The organism is Sphingomonas sp. JC676, from assembly GCF_014489075.1.
Classification (GTDB): Bacteria; Pseudomonadota; Alphaproteobacteria; order Sphingomonadales; family Sphingomonadaceae; genus Sphingomonas.
The window spans coordinates 1-325 of the sequence record NZ_JACTGR010000033.1 but is presented as its reverse complement, the minus strand read 5'-3'; the positions used below and the strand labels follow the sequence as shown (position 1 = coordinate 325).

The window sequence follows — 325 nt, the reverse complement described above, 5'->3', positions numbered from 1 at the left end:
TCGGGCCCTGGCCAAGGCGTTTGCCCGCGAGGGCATCGAAGTATCGGTCGCCACCACGCGCGACCCGGAAAGCTATGCAGCCGACGCGGTCGCGATCGGGCCCACGATCCTTCCCAAGACGCTGGCGGATGCGCTCGAGGCGGACATCATCTTTCTGGCGGTCCGGTTCGAGTCGCACGCGGACGTCGCGAAAGCGCTCCCCAGCTGGCAGGGCAAGACCATCGTCGATGTGACCAATGCCTACGGCGTGTCCCATGAGGCAATGGGAGGGCAGCCTTCTGCCAGCTTCGTCGCGCAGGCCTTCACCGGCGCAAAACTGGTCAAG

Annotated in this window: 1 protein-coding gene; it reads left to right on the top strand. The window is 65.8% G+C overall.

Going from position 1 to position 325, the window contains the following annotated elements:
- Positions 1–325 (top strand): NAD(P)-binding domain-containing protein (locus IAG41_RS22895; RefSeq protein WP_187731018.1); only part of this gene is annotated, 325 nt, incomplete at both ends.